This is a genomic window from Chloracidobacterium sp., assembly GCA_016716305.1.
In the GTDB taxonomy this organism is placed as follows: domain Bacteria; phylum Acidobacteriota; class Blastocatellia; order Pyrinomonadales; family Pyrinomonadaceae; genus OLB17.
Genome location: JADJWP010000002.1, coordinates 1,216,494 through 1,232,722, shown reverse-complemented (window position 1 = coordinate 1,232,722; position 16,229 = coordinate 1,216,494). Strand labels below are relative to the sequence as shown.

At 53.1% G+C, this 16,229-nt stretch carries 13 protein-coding genes and 1 pseudogene; 8 read left to right on the top strand and 6 right to left on the bottom strand.

Going from position 1 to position 16,229, the window contains the following annotated elements; translation table 11 throughout:
* Positions 1-98: 98 nt before the first annotated feature.
* From IPM28_07525 to IPM28_07515, 3 genes and pseudogenes are all read left to right on the top strand, one after another.
* Positions 99-536, top strand: coding sequence for a hypothetical protein (locus IPM28_07525; GenBank protein ID MBK9172843.1), 438 nt, complete (start codon positions 99-101; stop codon positions 534-536).
* 13 nt (positions 537-549) lie between these two features.
* Entirely contained in the window at positions 550-2,025 is a 1,476-nt protein-coding gene (locus IPM28_07520; GenBank protein MBK9172842.1) for a M48 family metalloprotease, read from the top strand.
* Positions 2,026-2,197: 172 nt separating this feature from the next.
* Positions 2,198-2,455, top strand: a pseudogene (locus IPM28_07515) (hypothetical protein).
* Positions 2,456-3,486: 1,031 nt separating this feature from the next.
* Here IPM28_07515 and IPM28_07510 read toward each other — a convergent pair.
* From IPM28_07510 to IPM28_07485, 6 genes are all read right to left on the bottom strand, one after another.
* Positions 3,487-4,698, bottom strand: a complete 1,212-nt coding sequence (locus tag IPM28_07510) for a P1 family peptidase (GenBank protein ID MBK9172841.1) — start codon at positions 4,696-4,698, stop codon at positions 3,487-3,489.
* A gap of 43 nt (positions 4,699-4,741) precedes the next feature.
* On the bottom strand, positions 4,742-5,335 hold the full coding sequence (locus IPM28_07505) for a dCTP deaminase (protein MBK9172840.1): 594 nt from the start codon (positions 5,333-5,335) through the stop codon (positions 4,742-4,744).
* A gap of 62 nt (positions 5,336-5,397) precedes the next feature.
* A complete protein-coding gene (locus IPM28_07500) occupies positions 5,398-6,249 on the bottom strand; it encodes a DUF4097 family beta strand repeat protein (protein MBK9172839.1) in 852 nt (283 codons plus the stop codon).
* Between the two features lie 98 nt (positions 6,250-6,347).
* Positions 6,348-7,127: a DUF4097 family beta strand repeat protein gene (locus tag IPM28_07495; protein MBK9172838.1), complete on the bottom strand. Its 780-nt coding sequence runs from the start codon at positions 7,125-7,127 to the stop codon at positions 6,348-6,350.
* Between the two features lie 9 nt (positions 7,128-7,136).
* Positions 7,137-7,865, bottom strand: coding sequence for a zf-HC2 domain-containing protein (locus IPM28_07490; GenBank protein MBK9172837.1), 729 nt, complete (start codon positions 7,863-7,865; stop codon positions 7,137-7,139).
* A gap of 151 nt (positions 7,866-8,016) precedes the next feature.
* Positions 8,017-8,670, bottom strand: a complete 654-nt coding sequence (locus tag IPM28_07485) for an RNA polymerase sigma factor (GenBank protein ID MBK9172836.1) — start codon at positions 8,668-8,670, stop codon at positions 8,017-8,019.
* A 249-nt stretch (positions 8,671-8,919) separates the two neighbouring features.
* On the opposite strand from IPM28_07485, the gene IPM28_07480 reads away from it, so the two are divergent.
* From IPM28_07480 to IPM28_07460, 5 genes are all read left to right on the top strand, one after another.
* Positions 8,920-9,918: a methyltransferase domain-containing protein gene (locus IPM28_07480; protein ID MBK9172835.1), complete on the top strand. Its 999-nt coding sequence runs from the start codon at positions 8,920-8,922 to the stop codon at positions 9,916-9,918.
* Positions 9,918-11,651, top strand: coding sequence for a carbamoyltransferase (locus tag IPM28_07475; protein MBK9172834.1), 1,734 nt, complete (start codon positions 9,918-9,920; stop codon positions 11,649-11,651). Before IPM28_07480 ends, IPM28_07475 begins: the two co-directional genes overlap by 1 nt.
* Before the next feature lie 2 nt (positions 11,652-11,653).
* Positions 11,654-12,688, top strand: coding sequence for a hypothetical protein (locus tag IPM28_07470; GenBank protein ID MBK9172833.1), 1,035 nt, complete (start codon positions 11,654-11,656; stop codon positions 12,686-12,688).
* Between the two features lie 80 nt (positions 12,689-12,768).
* Complete coding sequence (locus IPM28_07465; GenBank protein ID MBK9172832.1) at positions 12,769-14,337, top strand: YifB family Mg chelatase-like AAA ATPase; 1,569 nt, start codon at positions 12,769-12,771, stop codon at positions 14,335-14,337.
* Positions 14,338-14,404: 67 nt separating this feature from the next.
* A complete protein-coding gene (locus IPM28_07460; protein MBK9172831.1) occupies positions 14,405-16,228 on the top strand; it encodes a long-chain fatty acid--CoA ligase in 1,824 nt (607 codons plus the stop codon).
* Position 16,229: the final 1 nt, after the last annotated feature.

Genomic DNA, 16,229 nt, shown 5'->3' with positions numbered 1-16,229 from the left:
GCGAAATTTCGCTTGATCAAGTAGGGACGTTCTTGTTGAAGAGAGACATTCGTGCGATGTGACCCAGACGGATCTTCGCGTCGGCCTCAAAATCACCTATGCCCAAGTATTGCTCAAAATGTAATCAACCAAATCCTGACGAAGCGGCCTTTTGCCTCAATTGTGCTGCACCGTTGTCGGCACCGCCACCATTCATCGGTCAGCAGCCGGCCCAACAATGGCAGGGATCGGCTGCGGCTGCCGGCGGTACGCCGATTTCCGCCGCAACAGGGTCGAGTCAGAAGGCAATGATCGCGCTCATCCTTGCCGTTGCCGCATTGCTTTGCTGCGGCCCTTTCACCGGCCTTCCCGCCGCGATACTTGGATGGATGGAGCTTGATGCGATCAAGAACGGGCGTTCGCCGCAAGACGGGCGTTGGATGGCCCTGGTCGCGCTTTGGGGCGGGATCGCGTCGACTGTAATTCACGCGGGTTTCTATTTGCTGTGGATCTTGATGTCGATGATGTCAGCGGCAACAAATCCATACGGGTATTGATAGCATCGAAAAAATGACCGATCAGGCAACTGCAAAACCGAAATGTCAGAATGGCCACGAGCAGCCGGTCAATGGTTCGAGGTTCTGTATCTATTGTGGCGTTCCGGTCGCCGTAACGCCCGCTTCTCCGCCGTTAAGTCCGGCAGCTCCAATGCAGGCACCGCGATCTTCGGCTTCGGCCCAACCGAGCGCTCAGGATCCCGCGGGTGTAATGCCGCAGCCATCGCAATTCAGGCCTCAAACCCCTGCGGTCCCAACTCCGCAGCAGTATCCCGCGGCCTATGTCGGACAACCGCATCCACAGTACATACAGCAGCAGATGATCTGTCGAACGTGCGGGGGTGCCGGGGCAGGCCTCGCAGACGGAAAGGTGATGTGTCCTGAATGCAGGTGGCTAAGACCATTGGTTCCGGGTTATCAGGTCGACTCATCATCGTTCGCATGGGCGGCAGATGCCAAAGCGATGGCCGCGCTTCGAGCAATGACGCCGCTGAACGCCGCAGCAAAGGCAGTTTCTGAAAAGGTCGGACGCAGATGGATCGAGGTCACTTTCAACGGTGTATTGCTCGGTGAACGGCAAATGCCGCATATCTTCGGCCAGGCAGTCAGGGCTGCAAGGATCCTCGGGATGTCGCATATGCCGGACGTCTATCTTTCGGGTGAACGTCCGTGGGACATGCTTACTTTCGGAAGCGACCGCGATTCGTTCATCGTGGTCGGATCGGCAATGGCCGGGAATTTTCAGGGCGTCGACATGCTGTTTCTTTTGGCTCGCGAGATGGGCCATTGCAAGGCCGGCCATGCATTATGGAAAACTGTCATTAGGTTCTTTTTGGGTGAACAGGGAACTGCGAAGGGGTTCATGGCTGGCGGCATCTTCAACGCCATACTGAGCCCAACTGCTTTGATCGGCGGCGCCATCGAAATGCCGCTTCTGGCTTGGGCCAGACAGGCTGAAATAACGGCTGATCGTGCCGGACTGCTGACTGTTGGGAATGAGGAGATAGCACGCAGGGTATTACTCTCTTGGTCGCTCAAGTCATCATTAATATATCGCCAGATCAACATCGATTCGTGGCTCGAGCAGCAGGCGGTCGACGACGGAGACATGCTTCGCCTTTCAGAATTAACGACTTCATCAACGCCGTATCTCGGCCCGCGTCTTAAGTTATTGACTCAGTATTCTCAAAGTGCCGAGTTGAAGGGTTATCTGAAGATAATCGGTGATACGATCAAGGCCTCGGCGCCAAAACCGGCGGCCGTTGCGCCTGGTAAGGAACAAGTGCTTAGGGTAAAGTGCTCGGGCTGCGGCACGGGGATGCGCATACCGCTTTCGATCCTCGCCGGCAAGGCCGAACTTCCGGTCAAATGCCCCGATACAAAATGCGGAGTAATAACGCGATTAAAGAAAAATACGAAACCGGCGAATAGCGCGTCCGACGTTCAAAAGCCGAGACGAATGGAGGATAATTTAAATTATGGCGACTGACGATCAAATTCTCGTAACCGAAACGGCCCCCGATGGGACCGAAAGCACCTTTGAGATCACTACCGAAAAGGCCGACGAGGGCACATTGGTCGAAGAGATCGTCGAGGCCTTGTTCGACGATAGTGCCGAAGGCAGCGAGATCACATACGCAGACCTCGATAAAGACGGTCATATAGATGCCGCGGCCGTCGATACGGATGGCGACGGTGAGTTAGATATGGTCGCCGGCGATATTGACGGTGATGGCAGGGTCGATGCCGTTGCGGCTGACACTGACGGCGATGGCCAGCTTGATGTTATCGCGTCTGATGTCGATGGCGACGGCGTGGTCGACGCTGTCGGTACCGATACTGACGGCGATGGGACGATCGACAATGTCCTTGTTGATTCTGATGGTGACGGTGAATTTGAAACGAATCTTGTCGATGAGGACGGCGACGGAACTGTCGATAGCATGACGGTTGACGGCGAAGAATCGACGGCATCCGATCTTGGGTCGGCCGAGGGATTGCCGACCGAAGAAGAACTTGCGTCCAATTCTGTCGAGTTCACCGTAGGAGCCGACGGCTTTCCGATCACGGAGGAGTCTGCATCTGATGAATCTGCTGACATTGGTACCGAAGACACATCTTACGATGTGGTATCCGAACCTTTGATCGCGGCACCTGCCGAATCCGTGGTGTCGGCCGAGCCCTCGGTCGACGACCATGCAGATGTTTCGGCCGAAGCTGAAAAACAGGCACATGCCGATGAGGCTCGTGAGACTCAGACGGCGGCCGACGAATTTGTTGCCGAAGGCGACTATGCTGCGGCTGCCGATGCCCGCGAAGCCGCCGAGGAAGCGGCTTATCAAGCGGGTGATTCGAGCATGCTCGGGACCTCAGATTCCTCTGACCTTGAGAATGCGGCGTACAAGCAAGAGATCGCCGAGGATTATCGTGCTCAACAGGCCGAACACATCGCTGAGGGCGATTACGAAGCCGCGAAGGAAGATGCACTGAATGCCGGTTATGCCACCAGCGATGCCGATTATTCCGCCGGAGGCTTCGATCATACTGGCCAGTCCGACAACGATGTATACAACCTGGATAACGCCGTTTACCAGGAAAAGAACGCCGATTATCATGCTGACAATGCGGAATGGTACGCGGCCCAAGGCGATGCCGAAGGTGCGGCAAGAAATGCTGATCTGGCGGGAGAATATCAGGCTTCGGCTGACAATTATGCTGATCAGGCTGATCCGAATTCGGTGATGTATGATGCGGATCCGTCATCGGCAGTCGAAACGGGCGGTACATATGACGCTGGGGCGTACGATGCCGGAACGTACGATGCTTCAGTAGCCTCAGTCGACACCGGATTCGACGCTTCGGTTGACACAAGCGCAGCCAGTTATGATACGTCTACAGACGACACGGTCTGACAAGGGTCCGGGTAGTGAGTCTACATTTCGCGGGAAGATCATCTGATCTTCCCATATTTGCGCAGTATTTCGGTGACCTTGTCGATCGGCAGTGATTCGATGGTTCTGCCGTTTCCGGTCATGCCGGTTGCCCTGAATAGGGAATTGATGATGGCTTCTTCAGCGGCCTCGATCACGGCTTGAAACAATGGTGACATCGCATCGTTGCCAAGCACGCTGATGGTACGAACGCGGTCACCCGAGTTTATGGGGTTGGCCGTTGAAAAGGCAATAACGTAATCGCCGCTGCCGTTAGTCATTGACGATCCGGTCCGGGCCAGTCCGGCGATCGACCGTTCGGCGAGCCGTTCGAGCTGCCGCCAATCAAGCGGAGCGTCAGTAGCTATGACGATTATGATCGAGCCGTCAGCCGAGAAGTCGCCGCCGCGGTCCGTAGCAATTGTCGGGAAAGCATCTCGATCCAGCGGCCGCTCGCCATTTCGCCTTCCGCCTGCCGAAACCGCCTCCTTGAGGTAAAACTGCTTTAGCTCCTCGCCGACAGGCGCACCGTCGATGGTCAGGACACCGCCGAAATTCGATTGGACCAGCACGCCAACAGTATAGCCGCCAAGGCCTTTCGGCAGTTTTCTCGACGACGTTCCGATTCCGCCTTTCCAGCCGAAAGCCACAGTCCCAGTTCCAGCGCCGACGGAGCCTTCGTCGATGGGCCCGCCTCTTGCGGTTCTGAGGGCATTAAATACATCGTCGCGGGTGATATGTCGGCCTCGGCCGTCGTTCAGGCCGCCGTCGTTTGTCTCGGCGACGAGGGGATTGATCGAACGGACCTGCTCGTTACCGGGCAGACCGAGCATGTAATCCATTAGGAAATCAGCAGTTTTAGGGACGCTTAGGGTCGACGTTAAAAGTATCGGCGTTTCGATCTCGCCGAGTTCATTGACCTGCGTCGATCCGGCGAGCTTTCCGAAACCGTTGCCGATAAATACGGCTCCGGGCACCTTTTCCTTGAACAGATTTCCGTTGTGCGGAAGAATCGCGGTAACGCCGGTCCGCACATTCTCGCCCTTTATGATTGTCGTTTGCCCGACCGTAACTCCCCTAACGTCCGTGATCGCGTTATTCGCCCCCGTCGGCAAAATACCGATCGCGATGCCGATATCACGAGCGCGCGGACGTGCGTCCTTCGCGGTCTGTGGGAACGTTGCCGACGATACAAACAAACAGAGTGTTAGTGCGAGTATTCTACAGAACATATGTATCGGTGATCAGTAGAGATCCGGTCGCTGGCATGCCGAACTAGACCTTGGCGTAGGTTAGGCCTGTTTGGCCCTGATATTTTCCACCCCGGTCGGAATAGCTAACGGCGCATTCTTCATCCGATTCAAAGAAAAGGATCTGTCCGATCCCTTCATTGACATAGACTCGAAGCGGCAGGTTTGCGAGGTTTGCGATCTCGACAACGAGCCGTCCCGTCCAGCCGGCCTCAAGCGGCGTCGTGTTGACCAACAGGCCCGCCCGCGCGTAAGTAGATTTGCCTAGCGCGACGCCGGTCACATTACGTGGCATCTTAAAAGTCTCGACCGTTACGCCGAGGCCGTAATGGTGCGGAGGCAGCAGATAAAATTTCGCGCCGTCCTCGGCCGAATGCAGCTGCGGTTCGATGAGCGAAAACTGTTCGTCGAACCGCTTCGGGTCGATCTCTTTTGCATGAACAGACGAAAAGATCCGGAAACCGTCGTCCGCCAGACGCATGTCGTAACCATAGCTTGATGCACCGGCTGATATGATCCGATTGCCGTCAACCTCGCGCAGCAGTTCGGAAAGAAATGGCGTGATCATCGCATGCTCCTCAGCCATTTTTCGGAGCCAGATATCTGATTTTATAGACATAAAAAAGTGGTAACGCGTATAACGTTACCACCAAAATATTCTGAAATGAAGTTTGCCAACCGCTAGCTGGGGCGGCCGAGTTCGATGATCTTCAGTGTGCCGTCGCCGACCGTGAACTTAAGCGGAACCGTACCGGTACCTGTTTTGGCGACAATCGACCGATCGGTAAATTCGCCCTTTCGCGCCCGCGGTTTGAATCCCATATAGCCATTCTCGATCTTGCCGTTGCGAAGTATGGACGCGTCGAATTCAGCATTAAGTCCGCTCGGCAGCACAACATTCATCGTGCCTGAGGCGACCTGAACGTCGGCAAACCTGCCTCTCCAATTCGAACTCGGTATCGATACATCGACCGATCCTGTACCGAAGGTAGCGTTTATTCCGCCTCCGACCAGGTCTATCTTCGCATTCGATTCGAGGTATTTTATTATCATCGTTCCCTCAACGCCTGAGATATTGAGGTCGCCGGAGCCGCCGTCGATCTGCAGATCGGTATAACGCGGTACCTTGATCACATAATTTATCCGGAACGGCATCGACAACAGTGCTTTCGGAAACTTTTTGTCGACCCGCTTGATGTTCTTCTTGTCGTTGACCCCTATGCTGACTATGCCGGTCCTGCCCAGGCTCTCTTCCAAGACAAAGCCGGTCACGGTCGACAATCTGTCGAGGTCTGCTTCTGTCGGCGCTTCGATCTCGATCTCGGCCATCATTTCGATCTCACGGTTGTTCCAGCCCTCGATCCGTATCGATCCCTTCGGAGCGCCTATGATGGCAAGAGTCCCGCCTACGCCGAAATCCAAACGGTCAGTTTTGTACGTGACGCGTTTTAACAGCGGCGTCGATTGCGCGATTCCGGTCGAAACAAACACAAAAACGGCGAAGAATACAAGCAGATAGTTGATCTTTTTCATGATGGTAAAGGACGTGAGCGCGGGCGAGAGCCAACTACAGTCTACGCCTTATTGTGTTCGAAGGGCAACAGTTTTTTTGGAACCGGGAATAAGGGCCGCTAACGGCTGAGGAATGCTATGCTTCCGCGCTGATTGGTGACGGTCAATGTAGCTCCGCCATCACCGAAGCGGCCGACAACCCGCCGTCCGTCGCCGGTGTAATTCATGTTCGCATTCGAAAACGACCCAAGCGAGATGTTGCGGGTCGAGGGGGCAGTTGCGACCAGTCGAAACGAAGAGGTGAATGGGATCCTCAGATTGATATTGCCCTTCATTGATGTAAAACGATAACTGCCGCCGGGCTGCAATTCGCCGTCGTAAAAAATGTCGCCGATACCATTCTGTGCGGAAACCGCTGCTGCGCCGATATTGGTGAGCGTGATGTCACCTTCACTCGTTATATGAGCGCGGACAAGGCCGCCGCGAACGTTCGATACGATCAGGTTTCCAATAAGGGTTTCGATGTCGACGCTCGATGTGTGGGGAACGCGGATAGTAAAATTCACATTGCCGACGTCGACGCGTCCCTGATTGTCTTTGACCAGGTTAAGGTAGATCGTGTCGCTTATCTCCTGAGGTGAAATATTGGCTGCTGGAGCCTCAAGATACGCCGATATATTCACCTCGCGCCGATCCCATCCTTCGACGGTGATCGTCCCGGATCGGTTGGTAAGCTGGATCCGAACCTTGTTGCCAGCTGGAAAGTTTTTTGAAAATCTCTTTTGAGCGTGAGCAGGGTCGACATCGACCGCAAAGAAAAAAACCACGTTCAACAACAGCAGAACCGTAGTCTTCGCAGCTAGGCGGTCTAGCGCCGTGTGATCAGACGTAAAAGACATCAGTAAAAACTACAACTCGGAGAACTGTCGAAGCAGATTCATCTTATCATTCAGGGCCGAATCGAGCATTTCACCCGAAAGTTCGTCATGGGGATCCTTTTCGAGGATCATTGTATATTCATTGACCGTTTGATCGATCTCGACCAAATTTCGGTCAAACGCATCCCGCATACGCTTATCCCAATGTGCTCTTCTAGCCTGGACCCGCTTGTCCCAATACTCAATGACGGCCTGCTGTTCGCGGATGCGCCGCTCCCTCGCCTGCTGAGGCGTTTCAGCCAGCCCGACCCTGCTCAAGAGTTTTTCGAACGTGGTCTGACTTTCCACTGAACGCGATGTGAAATCGTCGCCCGATGGTTCGAAATAATTTCTGATCCCAACGACCGTTAACAGTGAACTGATCAAAGCGATACCGAGCACCGCAGAACTGACCTGCAAGAACGAGAATTGAAATCGCCTCGCCTTCGTCTCGGGAACCGGCTCAGACTCTTTCAAGGTGGCTTTCACATCCGACTCAAGGATGTTGTTGATCCTGCACCAAAGCGCGTCAGCGTTGGGTGGCACAACTTCGTCTACGTCCGTTTCCTTGCAGTTGATCAGTATTGCTGCGAGGTCTTCGCAGACCTTTCCGCACTCTGGACAATCGGTCAGATGGTCCCGCACCAAAGCCGCGGATGCGGCATCCAACTCACCATCAAGGTACGAGCTGACCAACTCTTGACAATCCTGACACTTCATAGAGGAAAATTGTTGAGATATATCTCTGAATTATAGATTATCTCAATGCGTTATCCGTTGCCTTTTCAACAAAAATTCCTTTATCTGCGAGCAAAAAATAAACACGAACAAGCACACGTCTTATCCGCGTTTTAACTTAAATCTTGCCAGGTTAATCTAACTGCTTCAAGATCAATCCCCGAAGCTTGAGACGAGCCTTATGAAGCTGAGATTTTGACGTACCAACCGAGATCCCCAATTGTCTTGCAACCTCTTCGTGCTCAAATCCCTCAACGTCATGAAGAACGAAGACGTTCTTATAACCGTTCGGAAGTTCGGCGATCGCGTTCTTTAAGGCTATTCGGTCAACTACCTGCATTCGGCCCGGGTTGGCTGAACCCGGAACTGAGCGCTCGGGGATCTCACCGTCGTCCGTAGTCCTCTCGTTCTTTACGCTTCGGCGGCGAAAGTGCATCAAAACCTGATTTACCGTCAATCGGTGCAGCCATGTCGAAAACGCCGAGTCGCCACGAAAACTGCCGATCTTGCGGAAAAGCTGAATGAAAACTTCCTGAGTCAGGTCTTCAGCTTCGGTCTGGCTTGACGTCATGCGAAGGCAGAGAGAATAAGTTCGCCGATGATACCGTTGATATATCATCTCAAACGCAGGCAGATTCCCTTCGGATGCGAGACGGCAAAGCTCAAGGTCATCCGTCGTATCGACGATAGTCGGAGACGGCTCGAAAGGGATGACTTTCTTAGCGGGAGACTGAAAGAGTGGAAGGTCGACTGCTTCTTCAAACCCAAACACAGTATCAGCTTTCATCGTCGCAGAGTTCGAGTCCATGGAAACTCCTTTAAAACTGCCGGATTTTCGTACTTTGTCCGCGTCTATGATGTTAGCCCTCCGATACTGGTTGCTTCGACCGTTAAGGAATATTAATGCGAAATCGATAAAAGGTAAAGTTTTTTCGGCGGTGTCGGATCCGCTTACAACTTGAATTCCTTGAGTAACGAAAATACGATAGTAAGTTACGCGCGGAGCGATCTAATAATTCCTGCCCGTAGACCTTCAATGAACAAATGGCTGGCCGACCACGTTGTGTGTCCTCGTGACAAACAATCGCTCGAATCGCAGGATAATGACCTCGTATGTCCCGGCGGGCACAAGTACGCTCTTTTGGATGGTATCCCGATAATGTTGGTCGACGACGCCGAGTCGACCCATGGCTACATAGATCAGTCGTTAAAAACCGTCGAAGAATTTCGTCGAACTGGCCGCTCTATCGATTCCGGGCTGCCTATTAGCGATGGCGGTATTGACCCGTTTGTTCAAGCCGAGGTCCCATACACGTCCGGAACTATGTATTTCGCGGTACAGAACCGCCTTCCTCGCTATCCGATCCCAGAAACACGCCTTGGTCTCGGCAGGGGCGAAAGACTTCTCGATGTCGGATGCAATTGGGGCCGGTGGACCATTGCGGCTGCGAGAAAAGGATATAAACCTGTCGGGCTCGATCCGAGTTTGAAAGCGGTATTCGCGGCCCGCCGAGTGGCGGCACAATTAGGTGTCGAAGCGGATTTTGTCGTCGGAGATGCCAGATATTTGCCTTTCAGGGAAGATTCGTTCGACGTCGTTTTTTCGTACGGCGTTTATCAGCATCTCAGTAAGGAAAATGTCCGGATCGCTCTCGCGGAGGACAGGAGGGTCTTGCGAAACGGCGGCCGAGTCGTGATCCAAATGCCCAATCGCTATGGCTTACGACAGTATCAGCAGCTAAGGCGGCGCGGCTTTACCGAGGGCGAGGGGTTCGACATTCGTTATTGGACGCCGTCCGAAATGATGGAGACCTTTCGCAAGACGTTCGGCCCGACTGAAATGTCGACAGATTGTTACTTCGGGTTAGGTATTCAAGGCGCGGACGTCGACCTGCTTCCCGCAAAATATAAGGCGGTCGTATACTCGTCCGAAATCCTCCGCAAGGTCAGTTCGGTCATAAGGCCGTTAACGAAACTCGCCGATAGCGTGTATCTCGAATCTATCAACAAGAAACAAAGTCCGAAAGTCGAATAATGAGCACAATTTTAGGGATAAATACATTTCACGCCGGCTCGTCGGCCGCTGTTGTCGTCGATGGTATACCCATTGCCGCGATCGCAGAGGAACGCTTGAATCGGACCAAATATTTCGCCGGGTTTCCTAAATTGGCGATCCTCAAATGTCTGGAGATCGCAAGCCTCAAATTCTCAGATATCGACGCGGTCGCCGTTGGACGAGATTCATCCGCAAATCTTCACAAAAAGCTCGAGTTTGCGATCAAAAATCCTTCAAGGCTCTTGAATCTGGCGAAGATCAGGCAGAAAAGCAAGGGATTCGACGATCTCAAAACGATGATCGCAAAAGAGTGTGGCGTCGAGGAGGCAATACTCAGGTTTGACTCTTACAACGTCGAACATCACCTTGCTCATACGGCGAGCGCTTATTTTGCCTCGGAATGGGAATATTCCGCAGGGATCACCATCGACGGTTCAGGGGATTTCGTATCGTGCCTGATGTCAGAGTGCGTTGGAAGTGAAATAAGGCCGCTTCAGAAGATCTATGTCCCTCATTCGCTTGGGACTCTTTACACTGCCGTATGCCAATTCATCGGTTATGGAAAATACGGCGATGAAGGAAAGGTGATGGGTCTGGCACCCTTGGGCTCTGACGAGTACGCCGAGTTCTTTCAGGGAATGCTCAGGCCGACGTCGAAAGGATTTGAACTGAATCCGGATTACTTCCTTCCGTTTGGTGCGAATCAGGGCATGGAGATAAATGATTCGGGCGAAATGATCGTTCATCGATTATATTCCGACAAATTCATACAGGAACTCGGTGAGCCACGCGAACCGTATTCTGAAATTACGAAACGAGATGAGAATATCGCTTTTGGACTACAACGTATATTTGAAAAATACTACCTCCGCTTACTAGCCCTTCTTCATGAAAGACTCCCAACATCGAGGATCTCAATGGCCGGAGGTTGCGTGCTGAATAGTGTCGCGAACGGAAAACTGCTAATCGAGACACCGTTTCGTGAAACCTGTATTCAGCCGGCCGCGGGTGACGACGGCCTTTCGTTGGGAGCCGCTCTTTATGTAAGCAATTCGATACTTAATGAAGGCGTGCGGTGGAAGATGGAGAATGCGTACCTCGGCGACGAGTACAGTGATCATTACATCAGAACCGAACTTGAACGATACAAACTCCGTTATGTTGAGCTTGATAGAGACGAACTGCTCGATAGAACGTCCGATGAGATCATGAACGGGAACGTCATAGGTTGGTTTCAAGGGCGGATGGAATGGGGCCCGCGGGCACTAGGAAACCGTTCGATACTTGCACATCCCGGTTTCCCGAACATGAAAGAGATACTCAACGCAAGGATCAAACATCGTGAAGCATTTCGTCCGTTCGCTCCGAGCGTTCTGGTCGAGCGGCAAACCGAGATCTTCGAGCAGGATCATCCTTCGCCTTTTATGCTTCATGTCTACAAGATCAGGCCCGAATGGCGCGATCGGCTTTCCGCGGTCAATCATGTAGATAACACCGGACGGCTCCAGACCGTCTCGCGGCACGAAAATCCACTGTACTATGATCTTATCTCGAGATTCGGTGAAAAGTCCGGCATTCCTGTTATCCTGAACACGAGCTTCAATGAGAACGAGCCTATCGTTTGTCAGCCTTTCCAAGCCATCGAGTGTTTTATGCGCACCAAGATGGATGTGCTGGTGATCGGTTCGTTCTTTTGTCAAAAGGACGGTTGAAAATGACCTTTGCGATCGAGGAACTTAAGGACTTAGCAGGGTTCACGGTCGAATGGGCCGAACCGGGAAATTATGTTCTGTCGCGCAGGAACGAGATTTTCCGTTCAGCCGACCTGAAGCCGCCATTCGAAAAGATAAGTGCCGTCCGGGCGCCTGTCTGGAAACGTGCGTTGTCGCGATCGAGAGCGGGACAGAGATTCTTGCGGTTCATGGTGACGAATGTGCTTCCGCTGAAAAAAGGCGAGCGGTTCGTCACGTTCGATAAGACGGTCGGGATCGAAAGGGACGGCGAATTCCGAGAGCTCAAGGGCCTCATTCGGCCTTGCCGGGTCCTTCGATCGGCGTGTGCCGAGGATAACGGCGGCAACGTTTTTTTTGGCGAGTATCTTGCGAACGACGATCGCGGCGTTATGCGAGTGTACAAATATGCACCGGGCGAGGATTATTTGAGCGTACTTCACGAGTTTCCGGCTGGTTCGATCAAGCACATCCATGGGCTTTATTTTGACGAGTTCAGCGGATATCTCTATTGCCTGACCGGCGACGACGACCACGAATGCCGGATAGTAAGAACGAACGACGAATTTGCCACGACCGAAATCGTCGGGAGCGGAGATGAGACCTGGCGTGCCGTGAGCATGATCTTCACCGAGCAGGCTATCTACTACGGGATGGATGCCGAGTATCGAAAAAACCAGATCTTTCGGCTTGATCGGACGACATTTGAGCGGACCGTCATCGGTGAGGTCAGCGGAACAGTATTCTATTCCAAACGGATGGGCGACGATCTGTTCTTCACAACAACGGCGGAAAATGCTCCGGCACAAACAGAGAACGTCGCCGCCATTTGGCACGTCGACGCAGACGGAAGGCTTGATGAAATGATCAAGTTCAAGAAAGACCGATGGCATCCAACGCTTTTCCAGTTCGGAACGATCCACTTTCCCAACGGCCCCGGGACAGGCGATGAACTTCTTTTCCATCTTGTCGGCGTCGAAGGTGATAACCGATCGTTTCGAATTTACCGAACCTCTTAGACCGAACGACGTTGATCTGAATTTTTCGGATGCGGCTTAATCTGGTATAAAGTCTCTCAAGCCCAAACTCTGAAGACCATATGCTTTTCCTTACGCAGTCGGCGGCTGTTTATGGTATCGATGCACTGATAGTCGATATCGAGGTGAATATGCGACCGGCCGCAGGCGAATCTGACACAACGCCTCCGGTGACTATCGTCGGCCTTCCGGATACGGCGGTACGTGAGTCTCGCGAACGCATTCGTGCCGCTGTAAACAACAGCGGGTTCTTTTTTCCGTTTTTGAAAACGACCATCAATCTGGCGCCGGCAGACGTTCGAAAGGAAGGCGCGAGCTTTGACCTCCCGATCGCTTTGGGCATTCTCGGCGCGAACGGCGACCTGGGAAACGCAGAGAGCCTTGAGAGTTCGTTGAGCATCGGCGAACTTTCGCTCGACGGCCGCGTCAGGCCCGTCCGTGGTGTTCTTTCGATCGCCCTAAGCGCCCGCGAGAATGCGAAAATGAACCTGATCGTACCTGAAGAGAACGCAAAAGAAGCCGCGGTCGTTCAGGGGGTCAATGTCTACGGCGTCAGGACGCTCCGTGATGCCGCATTACTTATACAGGATCTTCAGGCGGGAAGTCAGCCACGTGTGCCGCCGACAACGCTCGATATAAGCGAGATCAAAAACCCGGAGTCGAAATATCGCGCGGATTTTGCCGAGGTGCGCGGCCAGGCAACGGCAAAACGAGCTCTGGAAGTGGCGAGTGCAGGCGGGCACAACATACTGTTCATCGGGCCTCCGGGTTCTGGTAAGACGATGCTCGCAAAGCGTCTGCCGACGATTCTGCCCCCGCTTGAATTCGATGAAGCTCTTGAGATAACGAAGATCCATTCTGTTGCCGGCCTTACCGGGAGATCGGGTCTGATCACGGAGCGGCCCTTCAAATCGCCGCATCATACCGTTTCACAGGCTGGCTTGATCGGCGGCGGTTCGGTTCCGCGTCCGGGCGAGGTCAGCCTTGCACATCTGGGGGTTTTGTTTCTCGATGAGCTTCCGGAATTTGACCGGAGCGTTCTCGAGGTCTTGCGCCAGCCGATGGAAGACAAGAATGTCACGATCTCGCGTGCAGCATCGTCGCTGACGTTTCCGGCAAATTTCACACTTGTAGCGTCGATGAATCCCTGTCCTTGCGGCTATTTCGGGTCGTCGCGCGAATGCAAATGCTCGCCGATGCAGATTCAACGCTATGTCGGCAAGATCTCAGGGCCGTTGATGGACAGGATCGATATTCACATCGACGTTCCTGCAGTTAAGTTCAACGAGCTGCGCGGACGAGGTGTGCCGCAAGGCGAGACGTCCGCCGAAGTTCGCCAACGTGTAATAAGGGCTCGCGACATCCAGCTTGCACGCTTTGACGGCGAAGCCATTTTTTCAAACTCGGCAATGTCGCCAGCCCAGATAAGGAAATACTGTCAGATCGATGCCGAGAGCGAACGTCTCCTCGAAACCGCTATGGCGCGACAGGGTTTGTCGGCACGCGCCCATGACCGGATATTGAAGGTCGCCCGAACGATAGCGGATCTGGAGGGGAGCGACAGCATTGATGCGGCTCACCTCAGCGAAGCGATCAATTACCGTTCGCTTGACCGCAACTATTGGACTTGACCCGATCGATTTGAGAATATAGCGGGTTAACGGTACATCAAAAGAACTTATCGCCCAAGGGTCACTAATGCCAGCACAAAATATCATCGGCTTTGATTCAATGCCGCAAACGATACCGCACTTTTGTATCGAGTCGTTTCGTCGAAACAACAAACCTGACGCGTTGTCGTTCAAGATCGATGACGTTTGGCATCGTCTTGCCGGTGCCGACGCGATCGAGCGGATAAAACGGATCGCTCTCGGGCTCTCGCGAATGGGCGTCAAGGCGGGAGACCGCGTTGCGATCATTTCTGAGAACCGGCCCGAGTGGTCCTTGACTGACATCGCGATCCTTTCGTTACGCGCCGTCAATGTTCCGATCTATACGACCCAGGCGGTCGAACAGATACGCTATATACTTGAAGATTCCGGTGCGAAGATGCTTTTCATCTCCGGGAAGAAGCTTTGGAAGCATGCTGAAAACGCGATACGCAGTGTTGAGCGGCTTGAAAAACTGATCTTCTTCGATGCCGATGCGGCCGGTACCGACGACAATCGGGCGCTTTTGCTGGATGATGTCGAGAAGCTAGGTAATAGTAAGACCGAGATCGACAATTTTGACGAGTTGCTTGCTCAAGTGAAAACCGACGATCTCGCGACGATCATTTATACCTCAGGCACAACAGGAGAACCGAAAGGCGTGATGCTTTCGCACGAGAATTTTGTTTCGAATGTTGTCGCCATTTCAAAGGGTTTGCCGATAAAGAACACCGACCGGTCGCTTGCCGTACTGCCGCTTTCACATATCTTCGAGAGAACCGTGTTTTATGTGCTTTGTTCGAACGGCGTCGCAATACACTATTGTGCGGCCTTCGATCAGATCGCTTCCCACCTGCAAGAGGTACGACCTACGATCATGACCGCAGTACCTCGGCTTTTCGAGCAGGTCTATCACAAGATTGTCAAAAAAGGTAAGGCCGCCGGCGGCTGGAAGACATCGCTTTTTGATTGGGCGCTAGATATCGGCCAGCAGTATGGAAAAGCACGTGATCTGCACGAATCTGTCTCGCCGGCGTTAAAGGCGAAACACGCCTTTGCCAGCCGGATGGTCTTTTCGAAATGGCGAGACGGCGTTGGGGGAAGTCTGCGGTTTTTTGTCTCCGGCGGTGCCCCGCTCTCCAAGAAACTCTCGTACGCATTTTGGTCAGCAGGTATCCCGATCTTGCAGGGGTACGGTATGACCGAGGCGTGTGTCACGTGCGCTAACCGTCCAGATGATAACAAGGTCGGATCGATCGGCACACCGTTTGAGGGCATCGAAATGAAGATTTCGGAGACCGAAGGTGAAATATTGGTCCGCGGAAAGAATGTGATGCGTGGCTATTATAACAAGCCTGACGAGACCGCAAAGGTAATAGACGAAGATGGCTACTACCATACTGGCGATGTCGGTTACGTCGATGAAGACGGACATTATTATGTGACAGACCGTATCAAAGACCTATTCAAGCTTTCAAACGGAAAATATGTCGCACCGCTTCAGGTCGAAAGCCTGTTAAAGCAAAGTCCGCTGGTATCACAGCCGGTCGCGGTTGGTTCCGGCCGTAAGCAGGTTGGCGCTCTGATCGTTCCCGATTGGGATGCGCTAAAAGAAACGCTTATTGAAGAGGGAATTGACGCTTCCGGAACACGGGAAGAAATGTGCGAGAACCCGCATGTGATAAAGCGAATACAGCGTGACGCCGTCGAACTGACCCGCGAAATGAATGATTACGAACGAGTGAAACGCGTCTACCTACTGCCTCGCGAGTTTTCGATAGATAAAGGCGAAATGACGCCAACGCTGAAAATTAAGCGTAGCGTCATTGACGAAAAATACTCTGAGGCGATCGACGAGATCTGCGGGAATTGAC